Annotated in this window: 17 protein-coding genes; 12 read left to right on the top strand and 5 right to left on the bottom strand. The window is 41.4% G+C overall.

What is annotated here, in order from left to right; all coding sequences use genetic code 11:
* Window positions 1-3: 3 nt before the first annotated feature.
* The 6 genes from AEQ18_RS00495 to AEQ18_RS00470 all read left to right on the top strand — a co-directional run bounded on the left by AEQ18_RS00495 (window position 4) and on the right by AEQ18_RS00470 (window position 7439).
* The gene (locus tag AEQ18_RS00495; protein WP_054114408.1) at window positions 4-669 is read left to right on the top strand and encodes a YesL family protein; all 666 of its coding nucleotides are present in this window, start codon (window positions 4-6) and stop codon (window positions 667-669) included.
* Entirely contained in the window at window positions 632-3136 is a 2505-nt protein-coding gene (locus AEQ18_RS00490; protein ID WP_054114407.1) for an exo-rhamnogalacturonan lyase family protein, read from the top strand. Before AEQ18_RS00495 ends, AEQ18_RS00490 begins: the two co-directional genes overlap by 38 nt.
* The gene (locus AEQ18_RS00485) at window positions 3136-4659 is read left to right on the top strand and encodes an extracellular solute-binding protein (protein WP_054114406.1); all 1524 of its coding nucleotides are present in this window, start codon (window positions 3136-3138) and stop codon (window positions 4657-4659) included. The genes AEQ18_RS00490 and AEQ18_RS00485 overlap by 1 nt, the downstream gene beginning before the upstream one ends.
* Before the next feature lie 158 nt (window positions 4660-4817).
* Complete coding sequence (locus AEQ18_RS00480; protein ID WP_235505455.1) at window positions 4818-5702, top strand: ABC transporter permease; 885 nt, start codon at window positions 4818-4820, stop codon at window positions 5700-5702.
* 18 nt (window positions 5703-5720) lie between these two features.
* Window positions 5721-6599 carry a carbohydrate ABC transporter permease gene (locus tag AEQ18_RS00475; RefSeq protein ID WP_054114404.1) on the top strand — a complete coding sequence of 293 codons (879 nt, stop codon included), beginning with the start codon at window positions 5721-5723 and terminating at the stop codon, window positions 6597-6599.
* Window positions 6600-6632: 33 nt separating this feature from the next.
* Window positions 6633-7439, top strand: a complete 807-nt coding sequence (locus AEQ18_RS00470; protein ID WP_054114403.1) for a polysaccharide deacetylase family protein — start codon at window positions 6633-6635, stop codon at window positions 7437-7439.
* A 34-nt stretch (window positions 7440-7473) separates the two neighbouring features.
* Here AEQ18_RS00470 and add read toward each other — a convergent pair whose 3' ends face one another.
* The 4 genes from add to AEQ18_RS00450 all read right to left on the bottom strand — a co-directional run bounded on the left by add (window position 7474) and on the right by AEQ18_RS00450 (window position 12652).
* Window positions 7474-8505, bottom strand: coding sequence for an adenosine deaminase (add, locus tag AEQ18_RS00465; RefSeq protein ID WP_054114402.1), 1032 nt, complete (start codon window positions 8503-8505; stop codon window positions 7474-7476).
* A 152-nt stretch (window positions 8506-8657) separates the two neighbouring features.
* Entirely contained in the window at window positions 8658-9764 is a 1107-nt protein-coding gene (ald, locus tag AEQ18_RS00460; protein ID WP_054114401.1) for an alanine dehydrogenase, read from the bottom strand.
* Window positions 9765-9907: 143 nt separating this feature from the next.
* On the bottom strand, window positions 9908-10627 hold the full coding sequence (locus AEQ18_RS00455; RefSeq protein ID WP_054114400.1) for a C39 family peptidase: 720 nt from the start codon (window positions 10625-10627) through the stop codon (window positions 9908-9910).
* Window positions 10628-10717: 90 nt separating this feature from the next.
* The gene (locus tag AEQ18_RS00450; RefSeq protein WP_054114399.1) at window positions 10718-12652 is read right to left on the bottom strand and encodes an ABC-F family ATP-binding cassette domain-containing protein; all 1935 of its coding nucleotides are present in this window, start codon (window positions 12650-12652) and stop codon (window positions 10718-10720) included.
* A 218-nt stretch (window positions 12653-12870) separates the two neighbouring features.
* Between AEQ18_RS00450 and AEQ18_RS00445 the strand changes: the two genes are divergently transcribed.
* Entirely contained in the window at window positions 12871-13545 is a 675-nt protein-coding gene (locus tag AEQ18_RS00445) for a redox-sensing transcriptional repressor Rex (RefSeq protein WP_054114398.1), read from the top strand.
* A gap of 394 nt (window positions 13546-13939) precedes the next feature.
* Here the strand turns inward: AEQ18_RS00445 and AEQ18_RS00440 are convergent, their stop codons facing one another.
* Window positions 13940-14308, bottom strand: coding sequence for a thioredoxin family protein (locus AEQ18_RS00440; RefSeq protein WP_054114397.1), 369 nt, complete (start codon window positions 14306-14308; stop codon window positions 13940-13942).
* A 211-nt stretch (window positions 14309-14519) separates the two neighbouring features.
* Between AEQ18_RS00440 and AEQ18_RS00435 the strand changes: the two genes are divergently transcribed.
* From AEQ18_RS00435 to AEQ18_RS00415, 5 genes are all read left to right on the top strand, one after another.
* On the top strand, window positions 14520-15446 hold the full coding sequence (locus AEQ18_RS00435) for a permease (protein WP_054114396.1): 927 nt from the start codon (window positions 14520-14522) through the stop codon (window positions 15444-15446).
* 3 nt (window positions 15447-15449) lie between these two features.
* Entirely contained in the window at window positions 15450-16280 is an 831-nt protein-coding gene (locus AEQ18_RS00430; protein WP_054114395.1) for a TIGR03943 family putative permease subunit, read from the top strand.
* Window positions 16281-16425: 145 nt separating this feature from the next.
* Window positions 16426-16692, top strand: coding sequence for an IreB family regulatory phosphoprotein (locus AEQ18_RS00425; RefSeq protein WP_005228556.1), 267 nt, complete (start codon window positions 16426-16428; stop codon window positions 16690-16692).
* Complete coding sequence (gene ruvX, locus AEQ18_RS00420; RefSeq protein WP_054114394.1) at window positions 16692-17126, top strand: Holliday junction resolvase RuvX; 435 nt, start codon at window positions 16692-16694, stop codon at window positions 17124-17126. Before AEQ18_RS00425 ends, ruvX begins: the two co-directional genes overlap by 1 nt.
* Before the next feature lie 20 nt (window positions 17127-17146).
* Entirely contained in the window at window positions 17147-17470 is a 324-nt protein-coding gene (locus tag AEQ18_RS00415) for a DUF1292 domain-containing protein (protein ID WP_054114393.1), read from the top strand.
* Window positions 17471-17814 lie beyond the last annotated feature (344 nt).

Raw genomic sequence — 17814 nt, 5'->3', positions numbered from 1 at the left:
CCGATGACAACATTGAGTATACAAAAGATATATACTGCACTATCTGGATTATATATATGTGCTGTGATCAATATACTATTTATTCTGGGCACAGTGATCGGACTGGGGATTTTTGGACTAGGTCCTAGTTTATTGGCAGCTATTTCTATTTCTAGGATGTATCATCAGCATAGGATGAATAAACCTTGGCGTTATTATTGGCGATCCTATCGGCAGAACTTCTTTTCAGGAAATATAATAATGCTTCCTTTAATTGGGGTTCTTTTGTTTTTGAGGTGGGATACGCAATGGGTGTTATCAATGGGCATTGTGAATGACCATGTTATTCTCTTAATCTTTAGTGTGATTCAAATAGTAACTTTGTTGACATTATGTTTTGGTATGACGATTTTTGACTTCTATCATATTCGTGCTTTTGATGCCTTAAAAAATGGCTATCGATTCATCTTCTATAATTTGGCTGGCAGTATTCTAACACTCGTATGGATAGGCATTTGCTTTTATGGTTCATTAATGTTTCCAGGAGTGATCCTTTTTTTTAGTATCGGTCTATTCATCCTTGTCATGACTGGGATTCATTTAAAACTGTATGAAAAAAATGAGGAAAAACTAGCAGAGGAGGAAATGGATTGTGGCACTAAAATGGTTAAGGAAAGCACCGCTCACTAAGCAAGCCGTCACATTTGGTCATCCATGGGCACAAGGTTCATTAGGTAAAATCACCTCAGGGTATGTACTTGGATCGAGTCCTCTACAAAGTCAAGTGATGGCCTATTGGCCGGATGGTTCGATAAAATGGACGAAGCATGCCGGAGTTTTTGCAGCTGGTATGCATGATTTGCAGCTAAAAGAAAGTGAAGAATTACAAAGTGAACATATTGCCATTGAAAAATATAATGGCATATACATTGATAACGGTTGTTTTAAAGTATTCTTTTCTAAGCACGGTGAGTTGCAACATATTATCGAGTGGTTAAAAGTGAATAATGATGTTAAATTAAGCCATTTGACTGTTGGTGCTGTATTCAAGGATCAGGATCTGACTTTTGTCAAAACCAATATCTCGTTAGAAGAAAACGGACCAATTAAAAGTGTCGTAAAAGTTGAAGGAGATATCACTTATCTAGGAGATGTGTATCAAAAAATAATCATAAGGTTTCGCTTTTTCAAAGAACTGTCGACATTTGATATTGTTCATACGATGATTCTTGTAAAAACCGAAAATTATGATGGTATCTATATTAAAGCAAAAGCCCCGTTGAGAGGGGAAGCGTGGAATCGGTTTGTATCAATTGCAGGCGCACAAGTTTATACAGAACCAGCACAACTTTTTTTGTCACGGAGATACTCAGAAAATAATCTTGCATACAAAGAACAAGTAAAAGGAAAAGTAACCGCCGAAAGCGAATTAGATCCAGAAATGATGATTCACACTAAAGAACAAGCGATTTGGAACAACTTTCGATTAATTCAAGAAAGTCCAAGCTCTTTTTCTTTCTCCAAAATGACCCAAAAAGGTTATGCATCTATTGAAGCAGGCAGAGGAGATCGTAGTAAAGGTGCTATTTATGTTGGTGGTGTTGATGGCGGTGTTGCTATGGGGATGGCACATTTTTGGGAAAAGGCACCAAGAGAATTGGAGGTGTCAGACTTAACTGGGAATGAAACGACAATCACCGCTTGGTTATGGTCAAGATCAGGCCCGCCAATGGATTTTTCTCATTACTCAAATCGGGATCATATGCTAAGTGCTTATGAAGGTATGGAAGAATTACGTTCAACAGCTGTGGGAATCGCTAATACCAATCTGTTGCAAATCTCACTTTTTTCTCAGCCTGCTACACAAGAACAATTTGGTTTATTTGCCGATAATTTACAGAACAATCCGCAGATTGTCTGCTATCCAGAAGATTATCATCAAACAAAAGTATTCGGTGTTTGGCCGCTAATGGATCATTCTACACCAATGAAGCACTTTTTAGAAGACCAGATGGCTTCTTTGAAACAGTTCTATTTAAATGAAGTAGAACAAAGAGATTGGTATGGATTTTGGCACTTTGGAGATGTGATGCACACTTACGACGCAGATCGTCATGTGTGGCGCTATGATATAGGAGGTTATGCTTGGCAAAATACAGAATTAGTGCCAAACATGTGGCTGTGGCTTGATTTTCTACGTACAGGTGACCCTGCTGTTTTTGATTTTGCAGCTGCAATGACACGTCATACATCAGAAGTGGATCAGTATCATTTAGGCGAATATCAAGGATTGGGTTCTAGACACAATGTACTGCACTGGGGATGTCAATGCAAAGAGGCTCGCATCTCAATGGCAGGTCTGCATCGCTATTATTACTATTTAACAGGGGACGAGCGTATCGGGGATATCATTGCCTCGGTGAAAGACAATGATACTGTTATTTTCAATCAATTGGCTCCTTTAAGGGAATTTTATCCAGAAATAATTGAAGAGCAATATCCAATCCGTGTAGGTCCGGATTGGTCATCTTTGACGTCTAACTGGTTCACAGAGTGGGAAAGAAGCGGCAATCAGTTGTATTTAGAATATATAAAAACGGGAATCAACGATATCAAAGCGACGCCCAATAGGCTTTTATCCGGTCCCACTTATCTTTTTGATACGAACACTAAACATCTAACATATTATGGTACTGGCAATATAGGCGGATACCATATGATTATTGCTTTTGGTGCGCCGCAAGTATGGTTGGAACTAGAGCAGCTGCTTGATGATCAAGATTGGTCAACGATGTTAGCTGAATTTGGTCGCTTTTATGCTCTGTCTGATGAAAAGAAACAAGAAGAAAGTCAGAAAAAATTAAATGATCAGCATTTTTCATGGCCATTTTTTGCCACTGGATTAATGGCATACGCTGCACAGTTCTATCAGGATAAAGAGTTAGCTAAAAAGGCGTGGGACATTTTATTGAATGAAAGTATCCCATTGCCCGTATCTTCGACCATGAAAGAAGCCGTTATTTGGAAGCCTATTACTGAATTGCCATGGATTTCGACGAATACCGTTTCTCAATGGTGTTTAAACGTTCTGTTGTGCTTGGTGTATATCGGAGATGACATATCTTCAGAAATAATAAATATTAAGGAGGAAATATAATGAAAAAGCAATTGGTCTTGTGTGGTGGAATCAGTTTGATTGGTTCTATGTTGATTGCAGGATGTGGGAACAACCAAACGGAGGACACTAGTTCTGGGGAATCGTTAAATAAAATCACTATGATGGTTCCATTTATAGAAACTGATCCGCCTGAAGCAGACAACATGGTACATCAAAAGTTAGAAGAATATACAGGAAAAGAAATTACGATCAATTGGGTGCCAAACCCATCTTATGTTGACAAAATGAATATAACGTTGGCTTCTGATGATATTCCAGAAATTATTGTTATTCAAGGAAAAGACCCAGGATTTGTCAAGTCAGCAGAAAATGGAACGTTCTGGGATTTAACTGATTACATTCAAGATTATCCGAATTTATCACAGGCCAACGAAGAAATTTTGCAAGCCTCTAGCTTAAATGGAAAGGTTTATGGTATTTATCGTGCACGTGATTTAATGCGTTCGACAGCAATTATTAGAAAAGATTGGTTAGAAAAGCTTGGATTGGAAGAACCGCAAAATATAGAAGACCTCTATAATGTAGCCAAAGCGTTTAAGGAGCAAGATCCGGAGGGGAATGGTGAAGGAAAAACGACCGGAATCATTATACCAAATTTTGCACAAGCATTTGACATTTTAACGATTTGGTATGGGGCAGGGAATAATTGGGTCGACGAAAATGGTACATTGAAACCTTCATTCCAAACTGATGAATATTTGGAGGCAATCAAGTTTGCCCAGAAAATGGTAGATGAAGGATTGATCAATAAAGATTTTGCAACCTTGTCATCTGATAATTGGAATGATCCATTCGTAAATGGTACCGGTGGGATTATTTTGGATATGTATTCTCGCGCTTCTCAAATTGCCAATGTGTTCAAGCAGCAAGATCCGGAAAACGGTGCGGACAAAGTGTTGATTACAGGCAATCTAGCTGGACCAGATGGCAATGTCTATGCCCAACCAACCGCAGGCTATTCTGGTTTCCTTGCCATTCCGAAAGCATCTGTTAAAACGGAGGAAGAACTGCGGGAAGTGTTAGATTTTATTGATAAAACGAATGATAAAGATATGCAAATATTGCTCAACAACGGGATCGAAGGTGTCAACTTCGAGGTAGAGGATGGGTTCTCAGTTGCTATTGAAGGAACCGAAGAAGCAACTGAAGTGGCAAATGCCATCAAATCATATGCGCAGATGGGCACGAATGTAACAGAAGAAAGTGTACTTTATACAGCAAAACCCGCTACAGATAAAGACCTCGAGTTTTGGAATTTGCGCAAGTCTTTAGAAGAACGGGACTTAGCCTATGCTGTTTATGATCCGGCGGCAGCATACGTGACTGACACGTACGCAACGAAAGGGGCGCAATTAGATCAAATCATAACTGATGCACGAGTGAAATTTATTGCTGGTCAAATTGATGAAGCTGGTTGGAAAGATGCGATTACCTTATGGGAAAATAGCGGAGGGAAAGATTTGATCGAAGAAACAAATACGTTATATCAAGCAGATAATTAAGATAGGTGCGGCTGAAATAAAAGTGACAAGTTTGTTCGCTTTCTGAAGCTTTTGTTTCAGCTTTGACCTTAGAATGGAGGAACTGTATGGAAACACCTGAGAATGTTATAGGCATTTCGATAACAAAAAAGAATAAACGGCAGGCATTTTTTAAACATTTGAAAAATAATAAATGGTTATACATCTTAGTGGTACCGGGACTGACCTATTTTTTGGTTTTTCGATACGCTCCGATGTATGGAGTCATCATTGCCTTTAAAGATTATGTACCATTTTTAGGCATTGCTGATAGTAAATGGGTCGGTTTAGATAATTTTAGAGATTTCTTTATTAATCCTGATTTTTTCCGAATTATGGGTAATACATTGATGCTGGCTTTTTTAGATATTATAGTGGTTTTCCCAGCACCGATTGTGTTAGCACTATTGTTAAATGAAGTGCGTCATGCCATATACAAAAGAGTTGTTCAAACAATGGTCTACGTTCCTCATTTTCTATCTTGGACGATCGTCGCAAGCTTGACATTTATTCTATTCTCCGTTAACAACGGAGTGATCACAAATATTGTCCAAGCACTTACTGGTAGAGAGGTCGATTTTTTGACGGATCCCAGTTGGTTCCGGCCCTTGATTATCTTGCAAAGTCTTTGGAAAGGAATTGGATGGGGGACAATTATCTTTTTAGCAGCATTATCTGGCGTGGATCAAGAGCAGTATGAAGCGGCAATCATGGATGGTGCGGGTCGTTTTCGGAGAGTTTGGCATGTAACATTGCCCGCTATTCGCAGTACTGTCATTATTATGTTGATTATGCGGGTAGGTTCCATTTTGTCAACAGGTTTTGACCAAATCTATCTAATGACGAATGCGCTGAATCGACCCGTAGCAGATGTTTTTGATACGTATGTTTATATGATGGGAATCACCAATGGGGCTTATAGTTATAGTACAGCTGTTGGCCTATTTAAATCTGTGATTGGTATCATTTTGGTTTTGTCTACGAATAAATTAGCTAAGGTTTTTGGCGAAAGCGGCCTTTACTAAAAGGGGAAGGAAGTTATTATGAATAAAGCGCATAACACAAAACCTGGAAAAGTCTTTGATATGCTCAATTTGCTTTTTCTTACATTTTTATCTGTGATCATGGTTCTACCTTTTATTTATGTGATTGCGGCCTCTTTTGCAACGGAGGCAGAGATTATCACTAGGCCCTTTTTTTTATGGCCGGAAAGTTTTACGTTAGAAGCGTATAAATACATTTTTTCAACACCAGCATTTGTTCGCAGTTTATTTGTCACGATTGGTGTGACGATTGGTGGGACGTTCATTCAGTTATTCTTTACTTTTACTTTTGCATATCCATTGTCCCGTAAATACTTGAAAGGGAGGGGATTATTGCTGAACATGGTTATTTTTGCGATGCTGTTTTCAGGTGGGATGATTCCAACGTTTATTGTTGTAAAAAATTTAGGGTTGCTTGACACTTACTGGGCGTTGATGCTACCAGGTGCAATTAGTCCCTTCAATTTAATGATCATCAAAAATTTTTTTCAAGAGATACCGCTGGAGTTGGAGGAGTCTGCTCGTATGGACGGAGCAACAGAATTAACGATTTTGACGAAGATCATGTTGCCACTTTCTAAGCCAGTGATTGCTACATTTACGTTATTTTATGCAGTCGGTATTTGGAATGATTTTATGAGCGGACTTTTATACATGAATGATAGTGCCAAATGGCCAATTCAATTACTATTACGTCAGATAACGATGTCCTCTAGTGCATTAAATAATTCCGCTTTGCTAGATCCAAACTATATACCTCCTGAACAAGGAATGAAATTTGCTGTAATCATCGTAGCCACATTGCCTATTTTGATTTTCTATCCTTTTTTACAAAAACATTTTGCCAAAGGTATGCTGATTGGTTCTGTGAAAGGCTAGAGCTGCCAATCGATCAAATTGTGAGGGAGAAAAATGAAACAATACTATGTCTGTTACCCGGAAGGGAAATTCAAAGCTTTAACACTGAGCTATGACGATGGACGAATCGAGGATCGCCGTCTGATCGCTGTTTTGAACCAATTCGGTTTAAAGGCAACCTTCCATTTAAATGGAGGTTTGATGGATAGAAATGATAGAACAGGACAACGAATTAGTCTTGATGAGGCGAGAACCCTTTATCAAGGGCATGAAATTGCTTGCCATACTTATACACATCCGACTATCGCTCGTTGTCCTTTAGATAAAGTTGCATTAGAAGTTATTGAAGATCGCCGAATACTAGAAGGAATCACTGGAATACCTATTCAAGGGATGTCCTATCCCAATGGATCTTATACAAAAAAAATCAAAGAATTACTTCCGTTGTTAGGAATCAACTATAGTCGTATTGTAGGTAGCAGCCACAGTTTTGCACTTCCTACAGATTGGTATGCATGGCAAGCAACCTGTCATCATCAACAACAGTTGTTGGAGCATGGGAAAGATTTTGTTGATCTGCATAAAAGTCAGTATTTATATTTAATGTCAGTTTGGGGTCATAGTTATGAATTTACCGATAATAATAATTGGCATTTGATTGAAGACTTTGCTGAAATGGTAGGTGTACACCATGACATTTGGTTTGTCACACATATAGACTTTTATCGCTACATGGTTGCTTCAGAACAATTGGTTTTTTCGATAGAAGGAAATAGTGTCTATAATCCAACCACCCTGAGTATTTGGATCAGTGTAGATGGGAACATCATCCAAGTGCTGCCAGGAATGAATAGGTTATAACTATCCTAAGCACTGAAAAAGATCAGGGATTGATTTAGCACTTTGCGGCTTGGTTGGAAAACATCGCCATTTGTCGCAACAATGCCTCTTTATCTTCCTCTGCTGCAAAAGAATGCTGCACCGCAAGTGTCAGCATGTCTTGCATTTCATGGATCGTTAGACCACAGTGCTGCACCATTTGCCAGTATTCATTGGTCAGCGTTGTATTGGATACTGTTCGATTATCTGTATTTAAGCAAAAAGGCATCTTGCTTTCAATCCACTGCCGCAAAGGGTAGTCAGCATAGAATTTGATCATTTTGGTATGGAGGTTGCTTGTTGGACAGCCTTCTATCAATCGATCATGTTGGCGGACAAAGGCTTGTGCAACGAAATCATCTTTCATTGCAATACCGTGACCGATGCGCTGTGCACCGCTCTCGATGGCTTGATAGACATTTTGGACACAGCCGCATTCACCAGCATGAAGGGTTAACTGTATCTGTTGCTGATCAATCAGCACTTGGTAGCTTTCAGCCAATGAAGGGACATACCCATCGTCTTCTGGACCAGCCAAATCAATACCAACGACCTTTGGTTCATCTGCCACTAGCGCCTCTTTGAATATCGTGGAGATATCTGTAAGTGCTTCTTGACGCATGCCGATCACCAGTATATTGCCCTTGATGGGGAAAGTCTCTTCTGCTTGAGCGATGCCCTTTGCGACAGCTTTGATGGTTTGGATACAAGTCAACCCTTCATCCATTGATAGACTGGGCGCAAAACGAATCTCAATATAGGCGACGCCATCTTCAGCGGCTTGTTCCATGACATCGTAGGCAGCCATGGACAAGGCTTCTTCGCTTTGCAGGTAGGGACGTACAAAATCAAAGCAACGCAGGTAATCGACTAAGTGGTCACATCTTTCTGGGGCGCGCATGTTGCGACTGACCTCAGCTAGATCTTGTGCAATGGGTAGTCCTTGTTGATTGGCAATGTTTATCATCGTTTGAGGGCGGATTGATCCGTCCAGATGGCAATGTAATTCTATTTTGGGAAATTGTTGGATGTGGTCTTTGGTTAGCACGTTGTTCCTCCTAGCAGCAATTTTTTTAAGTATGAATATAGCATAATTCGCTTTTGTCTGCTAGTACAAAAAGAAAATTCTCATAATCAACAAAAAAACAGTTGTTTTCCCGAATGTTATTAGGGAAAACAACTGTTTTGTTAGGGGAATAGTTAAATACAGTCCGAGAAAGGCGTATATTGTAAGGCTAAATCTTCCGCAGCCTCTTTTAACGTGAAATGTCCCTTATAGGCAATGATGCCTTTTGCTAACGCAGGATTGTTTTGCAATGCGTTGCTGGGATCACTAGCCAATTCTCTTGCAAAGGGCAATGTAGCAATACTCAGCGCGACTGTTGCTGTTTGCGGAACGGCGCCGGGCATATTCGCGACTGCATAGTGGATCACGTCTTCGCGGATATACGTCGGATCATCATGAGTGGTAACTTTGTCTTCTGTTTCAAAGATGCCACCTTGATCGATGGCAATATCTACGATCACCGATTGTTTTGGCATGCTTTTGACCATCTCAGTACTGACCAAACAAGGTGCTTTTTGCCCAGGCAGGAGTACAGCACCAATTGCGAGATCGGTGGTTTTTAAGGCAGTTTCGATATTCAAACGATTGGAATAAAGGGTTTGGATTTGACCTGCAAATTGACGATCCAATACTTGTAAACGAGGAATGGAGACATCCAAAATGGTCACTTGTGCGCCGAGACCAACTGCAACTTTTGCTGCGTTTTCACCTGCGACACCACCACCAATGATCGTGACACGGCCTTGACGGACGCCTGGAACACCTGAAAGTAAAATGCCTTTGCCTCCATAGATTTTTTCTAAAAATTGGGCACCTATTTGAACAGACATTCGACCGGCGATCTCACTCATAGGTGAAAGAAGCGGTAGGGTGCCGTCAGTTAATTGAACATTCTCATAGGCGATGGCGGTGACTTTGGCAGATAGTAGGGCTTCTGCTAATGATTTGTTGGCGGCGATGTGGAAATATGTGAATAAAATCAAGCCTTCGTGAAGGAATGGATATTCTTCAGGCAGCGGTTCTTTCACTTTCATGACCATATCTACAGTCCAGACATCTTCGACGGAAGTGATGGTGGCACCGACGGATCGATAGGCATCATCAGAGAAAGTGGCGCCTTCTCCTGCGCCAGTTTCAACAAGGACTTCATGTCCATCTTTTACCAATTCGTAGACACCGGATGGGGGTAACGCTACGCGATTCTCATTGTTTTTGATTTCCTTTGGCAAACCTATTTTCATACAAATCACACCTCTCTGTCACCTATTATAACGAGAAAGCGAATTCTTGTGCTAAAGTATGCGAAAAAAAATATTGTTGTACAAAAAAAGTGCGATTCACCATTAAAGAAGAATCGCACTGAAGTGCAAGACGGAGCACGTGACTATAACGACAATGTCCAAAAACGGACACTTTGATCCGCGATTTCGTCTAAGGTGAAATAGGTATCATAGTGATACTTTTCTGGAGAATCGTTTGGATCTAGGACGATGACTTGCTCATCTTGAAGACGAGCGAGCACCATGATATGGCCAGTTTCTGTGAAGCTGCCTGGACCTACAGAAACAATGACTGGATGATCAGCAGTTAAATAGCTGGAAACTAGATCAAGATTCGTACCAAGGTCATGATATTGATAGCCATAGTCTGTAGCATAGTCAGAAAAAATCTGCCATTGTGTCCCTTGTCCCGCGGCATAATAATTGTCGCCAGCCCAATCGTTTACTTCTGTCGGCAAGACTTCATAGCCGCTGATGGAAGATGCGACCATTGCCAGTGAAGCAATTGCACAGCCATTTTCCGCCATCGTTTGGCTGCCGTCAAGGCCATAATAGTCATCCGCCCATTGCTCATTTGTCTGCAAATACAAAGGGGTATGGATCCCGTTGTCAGATAATACCAGCGAGGCTTCATCGTTAAATACTGCATAATCATCTGCCCAATCTGATTCGACCATGGATACAGATACCATGCTTTCGTCATCATACCCCATATCATATGATTGTACGAAAAACACACCCCGCACAAAAGCTACAAACAACAAAACAAATCCAATGAACACCAAGCGCGGCTGTCGTTTTCGATACGTTTTGGCCGATAGCATCAAATCTCCTCCTATCTATGTTTTACGTTTTTTCTCTTACTTCCAGTAAAACAAAGGAGGAGGGGGCTGTCATCAGACCAGAGGCGGATTCTAAAGGGGTGATTGTGCTTCTTCTAGCGCAATGCTGCTTGCTTCCCAATCTTCCAACAGTTGTTCTTGCTGATGATGGGCAGCTTCCAACTGTTGATTGAGGGTGGTTAGTTTCAAATGGTCATTCAATACTTCTGGTTCGGTCATTGCTTTTTCAATTTCGCTGATGGTCTCTTCGATCGTTGCCAAGTCGCTTTCGATCTGATCGACTTTACGTTGTAAGGTGCGAACGGTTTTTTGCTGTTCTTTGCTCTGGACAAAGCTTTTCTTGCCAGCAGACTGTTGTTTTTCGGTTGTACTGGTGTCTAATAAAGCGGCGATCTCGGCTTCTTCTAATTTCTTTTCTAGATAGTAATCATAATCGCCTAAGTACAGTTTGCTGCCGCTTTCTGATAGTTCGATGACTTTCGTGGCGATCCGATTGATAAAATAACGGTCATGGGAAACGAAAAACAGTGTGCCTTCATAATCGATCAAGGCATTTTCTAAAACTTCTTTGCTATCGATATCCAAGTGGTTGGTTGGTTCATCTAAAATCAAGAAATTGTCATGGTCCATGGCTAACTTCGCTAGCGCTACGCGCGCTTTCTCACCGCCGCTCAGCAAAGTGATGGGTTTTTCGACATCTTCACCAGAGAAGAGGAAACTGCCTAATATCGAACGAATCTCTACTTCAGGTGTGGTCGGATGTTCGTCCCACAGTTCATGAAGGATCGTTTTGGTCGAATGCAGATCAGATTGTTTTTGATCATAGTACCCAATGGTGACATTGGCACCTAAATGTACATCCCCTGTGATCAATGGTAATTGATGGATCAATGATTTCAATAAAGTCGATTTGCCGATCCCATTTGGCCCGACCAATGCGATGGCATCTTTGCGGCGGACATCCAAATTGATCGGTGCAGATAACACATCTTGTGCGTAACCGATGGCGCCGTCTTCTAACTGCATGACAACATTTCCAGAAGGCTTTTCGATGGAAAAAAGAAAATGGGCTGATTTTTCATCGCCTTGGGGTCGATCGAGGCGTTCCATTTTTTCTAATTGTTTGCGACGGCTTTGGGCACGCTTGGTCGTTGAGGCACGGACCAAGTTACGGGCGACGAAGTCTTCTAATTTATTGATTTCATCTTGTTGTTTTTCGAAAGCTTTCCAATCGCTTTGCAGTTGTTCGGCTTTCAGGTCTAAGTAACGGCTGTAATTGCCTTTATAATGGCGCATTTTTTGGCGGCTTAGTTCGTACACTTCATTGGCGACTTTATCTAAAAAGTATCGATCGTGGGATACGATCAGCAAAGCACCCGCATACCCTTGGAGATAGTTCTCCAACCAAGCGAGTGTATCAATGTCCAAATGGTTGGTTGGTTCATCGAGAATCAGAATATCTGGCTTTTGCAGGAGCATTTTGGCCAATGCCAGACGGGTTTTTTGACCGCCGGAAAGTGTGTCGATCGATTGTGTATAAAAGGAAGAATCAAATTGAAATCCATGCAGTACTGAACGAATCTCATTTTCGTACCCATAGCCGTTCTTCTCCGCGAATTCATGTTGCAATTGGTCGTATTCTTTTAGTAAAGAAGACATATCTGTCGCAGGAGCTGCATCTGAAATCGCTTGCTCAAGGCTGCGCATACGCTGTTCCATTTTTCGAACGACTGTGAAAGCATCCAACATTTCTTCCCAAACAGTGGCTTGACTGTTTAGACCCGTATCTTGGGCTAAGTACCCCATGGTTGCACTTTTGTTCTTAGCGATCGTTCCTTTGTCAGGACTTTCGATCCCTGCAATGATTTTCAACAGCGTGGATTTGCCCGCACCATTTCGACCTACGAGGGCGATCCGAGATTGACTAGCGATCTCGAGCTGGATATGTTCAAATAAGACCTCGGCGCCGAATAGACGGGCGATTTGGTTGGCTTGTAATAGAATCATTAATGTCTCATTCCTATCTGTAAGAAGCGAGTGGCTTCAAGGATGCAATAGCTTCATTTTATCATATCTTAAAGAAAACGGCGATTGATGAAAATTTTGATTTTACCATTTTTAAAAATAAATTTCAATTTATGAGCATTCAAATTGATTTTTGAACAATGTATTTGATATGATAGCTACATCACACGTGAATTTTTCACAATGGGGGAGTAATTTCTTTGAAAGATCATCAAATTCCAAAGGCAACGGCAAAGCGTTTGCCTTTATATTACCGTTACTTACGCATTTTACACAATGCTGGCAAATTAAAAGTTTCATCTACTGAATTAAGTGAAGCTGTTCAAGTGGACAGTGCGACGATCCGCCGCGATTTTTCTTATTTTGGTGAATTAGGCAAACGTGGTTATGGTTACGATGTTGAAAGCTTGATGCAATTTTTTGCAAAGACTTTAAACGAAGATCACATGACCAATGTTGCCCTTGTTGGGGTAGGGAACTTGGGCAGTGCATTATTGAAATATAAATTCCACCAAAGCAATAGTATCCGGATCAGCGCTGCATTTGATGTCAGCGAGGACTTAGTTGGCCGCATCGTGGATGGCGTGCCTGTATATCCAATGGATGATATGAAAGAACAAGTGAAAATTCAACAAATCGATGTGGCAATTTTAACAGTTCCAGCACAATACTCACAAGATTTGGTCAATGATCTTGTAGAAGCCGGAATCAAAGGAATTTTGAACTTTACACCAGCCAGAATCACAGCGCCTAAAGGTGTCTTGATTCAGAATGTTGATTTGACCAACGAATTACAAACATTGATTTATTTCTTACATTCAGGCAACGTACTATCCCATGAAGAACCCGTGGAAGAACCAGCGACTGAAGAATAGACGATAGAATAACCACCTTATGCCAACCCGCATAAGGTGGTTTTGCTGTGAATCACTGTGATTGACGACCAGAGGGCGTCAGAGTAGATGATGAACAGTACTAGCTGACCAGAGGGAGGGTAGTCACCGCCAAGCCGAATCACTGCGATTGACGACCAGAGGGCGTCAGAGTAGATGATGAACAGTACTAGCTGACCGGAGGGAGGGTAGCCACCGCCGCGAGCCGAATCACTGCGATTGACGACCAAAGGGCGTCAGAGTAGATGATGAACAGTACTAGCTGACCGGAGGGAGGGAAGTCACCGCCGAGCCGAATCACTGCGATTGACGACCAGAGGGCGTCAGACGAGCCGAATCGTAGTGATTGAAACGTGATAAATGGTTGTTCAGCCCATTATTCAGCTAACTGGTCAAACAAAGAAGCATAGGACAGGGGTTCTTCATTCGAATCCAAAGCAGCTTGATAACGCTGCATCTGCTTGTCCAGTCGTCCAAAGTCGATGATTCGCGCTTCGCGATGGACTTCTTTGCCTTTGGCAATCAGTAAGACGACGGGGACTGTCATGACAGCAAAGTGGGCTGCAATGGCAGGTTTCTCCAAACTATTGACGGAATGAAATGGGATGCCATGCATCTGAGCGAGTTGTTGGACACGCGGTTTGTCTGCTAAACAAATACTGCAATTTGGTTGTGAAAAATAAAGAATCCCTATCGGTGCACCCTCAACGAGAATTGCTGCATCGATGTTGGTTTCATTTTCCATTGAAATCACCTCTTTCCCTCAATGTACCTGCCTTTGGCGTTTCTGTCAAAATGTTTGTTGTAGCGCTGAAATCAGGCGAAACAAGATGAGCAAAATGTAAAGCTATCGTAAAAAAATCAGTCTAAAAGATAAAAACCATTGTGTTAGCCAAAGAAAAAACGTATAGTAATGCCAGCAATTAGATATTATAGATAAAGAAGGTTAAAAAAATATGTTCCAATCCTTGCCGAATTCTGTCTTGCAAATGAGTGTGATTTTTTTATCCATTGTCATCGAGGCGTTGCCATTCGTATTACTCGGTTGTTTGATCTCAGGGGCGCTGCAAGTTTTTTTGACCCCAGAACGGGTTACAAAAATATTACCTAAAAATAAATTGGCTTCTATTGCGATGGGGTGTGGTCTGGGTGTGTTTTTCCCTTCCTGTGAATGTGGAATCGTCCCCATCGTCAATCAGTTTGTCAAAAAAGATGTTCCAGTACATACAGCCTTTGCGTTTATGTTGACTGCGCCGATCGTGAATCCAATCGTGATCTTTTCGACATTTATTGCTTTCGGAAATTCAGCCAAATTTGCATTTTTGCGTGTCGTTGGTAGTTTGATCGTAGCGATGGTTGTTGGTGTCTGGTTGGCCTATTTCAATCAGCAGGGGGTGTTGAAACAGCAATCGATGTCCTTGATACAAAGGGGTACACCCAATGGACACCACCATCATCACGGGCATGACCATGCGCCGGTAGAGGGGAAAGGGCAGCAGATCAAAGCACTGTTGCAGCATAGCTTAGATGAGTTTTTTGACACGGGCCGCTATTTGATCATAGGCGGATTGATTGCTTCAGCCATGCAGACCTATTTGCCAACTGGCTTGATGCTGACATTAGGATCGACAAAGTTGCTGGCGGTATTCATGATGCTGCTCTTGGCTTTGACATTATCTTTGTGTTCAGAGGCAGATGCCTTTATTGGCTCTTCGTTGTTGAGTTTGTTTGGCGCGGGGCCTGTTGTAGGCTTTCTGGTTTTTGGCCCAATGGTCGATATAAAAAATCTTTTGATGATGAAGCGTTATTTCACTGGTCGTTTTATTGCTTCTTTGGTCGGTTTGGTGGCTGTCGTCGTGTCGATTTATGCATGGGTGGTGTAGGAAATGATACGTTTTTTGATATTATCTGGTTATTTTGAGCTGATGATGTATCTACAAGTATCTGGAAAACTCAATCAATTCATTAATGTCCACTATCGGTACTTGGCGATTCTGTCAATGATCATTTCATTGATTTTGGCACTGGTGCAACTTTATTTTTGGGTCAAGCAGGAGCCTAGTCACCATCATGATGATGACCATCAGCATGGTTTAGAAAAGAAACATCAAAGGCTGTTGGCTTATTTATTGCTGGCTTTGCCAATCATTGTCGGTCTATTCTTCCCAACGGTCAGTTTGGATACGACGATTGTGGAAGCAAAAGGCTTCAACTTTCCCTTGAGTGAGGAATCTGTGGGCGATCCTGAAATGACAACGCAATATCTGAAACCAGATACGAGCCTGTATTTTAACAAAGATGATTACAACACGCAGATGGAAACGTCTTTGGCGCGTTATGCCGATCAGACTACGATCAAGATCACGGATGAGAATTATCTGGAAGTGATGGAGCTGATCTATACCTATCCTAGTGAATTTATCGGCAAGAAAGTGAGCTACGAGGGATTCGTCTACCATCAAGATCAAGACGATGATAACGAAATCTTTTTGTTTCGTTTCGGGATCATCCACTGTGTGGCAGATTCTGGTGTCTTTGGTTTGCGGGTCGAATTGCCGGCAGACACACAAACAAAGAACAATCAGTGGCTGCAGGTCGAAGGAACGATCCAGTCGCAGTATTATGCGCCGTTCAAACGAGACTTGCCAATGGTCGTGGTCGACCAATCATCGACCATCGACGCACCGGATAACCAATACGTCTATCGGGCATTTTAGTTTTTTTTGGTAAACTTCATAAAAACATCATAAAGCTTTGTTATAATAGAGAAAAGATAAGGCATATGTTTGTAGTTTTCAACAACCTTTAGTACAATTAGAGTGCAAGATATGCTAAAATCTACACAAAGAGAGGTGTCGTGAAATGGGTTTTACAGATGAAACAGTTCGCTTCGATTTTGATGATAGTCGAAAAAAAGAGGTTAGCGAAACATTGGCTATTGTTTATCGAGCATTAGAAGAAAAAGGATACAATCCAATCAATCAAATCGTTGGTTATCTCCTTTCTGGCGACCCGGCTTACATTCCTCGTTATCGGGATGCCCGGAATTTGATTCGTCGCCATGAAAGAGATGAAATCATGGAAGTGCTGATCCGCTACTATTTAGGCAATCACGGGATAAACCTATAATGAGAGTCATGGGATTAGATGTTGGCTCGCGAACGGTCGGTGTGGCTGTAAGTGACCCGATGGGATGGACCGCCCAAGGGATCGAGATCATTCGGATCAACGAAGATGAAAATGATTTCGGTTATGATCGCTTGGCTGAGCTGGTGCAAGAATATGAAGTCACCCACTTTGTGGTTGGCCTACCCAAAAATATGAACAATACCATAGGACCGAGGGCCGAAGCATCAATGGCATATGGTCAAGCAATTGAAGCGCGTTTTGCGTTGCCTGTGGTGTATCAGGATGAGCGTCTAACGACTGTTCAAGCAGAGCGGATGCTCGTAGAACAAGGCAATGTTTCTCGTGCGAAACGCAAGAAAGTCATTGATAAGTTGGCGGCAGTCATGATTTTGCAAAATTATTTGGATGGCGCTGGAAAACAATTGTTTAATTGAAAAGAAAAGAGGAAATTATTATGGCAGAACATACACACGATCACAATCATGACCACGATCATGATCACGAAGGACATGAACATATCACGTTAGTGGATGAACAAGGCAATGAAACATTGTTCGAAATCCTTTTAACAGTAGATGGCACCGAAGAGTTTGGCCGCAACTACGTGTTGTTATACCCAGCAGGTGTTCCAGAGGATGAAGATGTCGAATTACAAGCCTATGCTTACGTTGAGAACGAAGACGGTACAGAAGGCGATCTAGAACAAATCGAAACTGAAGCAGAATGGGATATGATTGAAGAAGTCTTCAATACATTCATGGCTGAAGAAGAAGAATAGAACGAAAATGGAGCTGAACCCTTGAATGAGAGGGGTTCAGCTTTTTTTGTCATGTATTGATACGTATAGATAGAGAAAGTTTGTTTTTCTTAACGACCTTGCAACCGTTACGTAACACGTTTTTTATATAGCATTGATGCAATATGTATGTTTAACTCAACACAGGCAGAAGTCGCCCATCCTCTATAGGTGGGTGATGAATGCCGTTCGGTATGAGGGTTACCGTTGGTAGCTCGAAAACCGACAATTAGGGCATATTGCCTTTTATTTTTTTCTTATGTTATAATCAGTCTATATAAGAAATGAGCTGATATAACATGGAATTAGATACAAATAATCATTCA

Origin of the sequence: Enterococcus sp. RIT-PI-f (genome assembly GCF_001297065.1) — a bacterium.
Classification (GTDB): Bacteria; Bacillota; Bacilli; order Lactobacillales; family Enterococcaceae; genus Enterococcus_D.
Note: the sequence above shows the minus strand (reverse complement) of the source record. Positions and strands in the feature narration are given on the sequence as shown.

Coding starts and splice junctions, on each gene's coding strand:
- AEQ18_RS00450 (WP_054114399.1), bottom strand. CDS start 12,652: ATGATTCTATTACAAGCCAACCAAATCGCCCGTCTATTCGGCGCCGAG.
- AEQ18_RS00485 (WP_054114406.1), top strand. CDS start 3,136: ATGAAAAAGCAATTGGTCTTGTGTGGTGGAATCAGTTTGATTGGTTCT.
- AEQ18_RS00425 (WP_005228556.1), top strand. CDS start 16,426: ATGGGTTTTACAGATGAAACAGTTCGCTTCGATTTTGATGATAGTCGA.
- AEQ18_RS00475 (WP_054114404.1), top strand. CDS start 5,721: ATGAATAAAGCGCATAACACAAAACCTGGAAAAGTCTTTGATATGCTC.
- ruvX (WP_054114394.1), top strand. CDS start 16,692: ATGAGAGTCATGGGATTAGATGTTGGCTCGCGAACGGTCGGTGTGGCT.
- ald (WP_054114401.1), bottom strand. CDS start 9,764: ATGAAAATAGGTTTGCCAAAGGAAATCAAAAACAATGAGAATCGCGTA.
- AEQ18_RS00495 (WP_054114408.1), top strand. CDS start 4: ATGACAACATTGAGTATACAAAAGATATATACTGCACTATCTGGATTA.
- AEQ18_RS00415 (WP_054114393.1), top strand. CDS start 17,147: ATGGCAGAACATACACACGATCACAATCATGACCACGATCATGATCAC.
- AEQ18_RS00455 (WP_054114400.1), bottom strand. CDS start 10,627: ATGCTATCGGCCAAAACGTATCGAAAACGACAGCCGCGCTTGGTGTTC.
- AEQ18_RS00435 (WP_054114396.1), top strand. CDS start 14,520: ATGTTCCAATCCTTGCCGAATTCTGTCTTGCAAATGAGTGTGATTTTT.
- AEQ18_RS00440 (WP_054114397.1), bottom strand. CDS start 14,308: ATGGAAAATGAAACCAACATCGATGCAGCAATTCTCGTTGAGGGTGCA.
- AEQ18_RS00470 (WP_054114403.1), top strand. CDS start 6,633: ATGAAACAATACTATGTCTGTTACCCGGAAGGGAAATTCAAAGCTTTA.
- AEQ18_RS00430 (WP_054114395.1), top strand. CDS start 15,450: ATGATACGTTTTTTGATATTATCTGGTTATTTTGAGCTGATGATGTAT.